Raw genomic sequence first — 631 nt, forward strand, 5'->3', positions numbered from 1 at the left:
AGCCGTCGACCGCGCTCGCAGTGAAGGTCGGCGGCGTGATCGTCGCCTGGCTCTGCCCGCCAGCCCCGCTGGCCTCGACCACCTCGGCGGGACCAACCGTCACTGCCGCCGTGATCGAAAGCGTCGGATCGGTGTCGTCGAAGATCAGCGACAGCCCCGAACTCGTGCTTTGCTGCGACACGACGTCGGCGTCGCCGTCCGTCACCGTCACCGTTGCCACCACGTTGATCAGACCGTTGAGGTCGAGGGTGTTGTCCTCGCCCCCGCCTTGCGGCGCGTTCGAGTGCTCAAGCGCAACCAACGACGTCAGCGTCACCGTCGTGCCGGACAGCGTCACCGTGAACGCCGTCGCATCGAGCGAGCTGTTGCCGTCGCTGTCGTACTTGCCAGAGACCTGGGTGGCCGAGTCGACCACCAGCGTGATGGCATGGTTGCCGTCCGTCGTCACCAGCCCGGTCGCCGCCGCGCCGGCCAGAGCCAGCGCGTAGCCCACATCTGTCGTGTAGCCGTCGACCGCGCTCGCAGTGAAGGTCGGCGGCGTGATCGTCGCCTGGCTCTGCCCGCCAGCCCCGCTGGCCTCGACCACCTCGGCGGGACCAACCGTCACTGCCGCCGTGATCGAAAGCGTCGG

1 protein-coding gene is annotated in these 631 nt (G+C 68.8%); it reads right to left on the bottom strand.

The window, feature by feature from the left end; translation table 11 throughout:
- A partial coding sequence (locus EN932_RS37445) for a DUF5801 repeats-in-toxin domain-containing protein (protein ID WP_164890915.1) occupies window positions 1–631 on the bottom strand: 631 nt, incomplete at both ends.

Origin of the sequence: Mesorhizobium sp. M7A.F.Ca.US.002.01.1.1 (genome assembly GCF_004022955.1) — a bacterium.
GTDB lineage: Bacteria > Pseudomonadota > Alphaproteobacteria > Rhizobiales > Rhizobiaceae > Mesorhizobium > Mesorhizobium ciceri.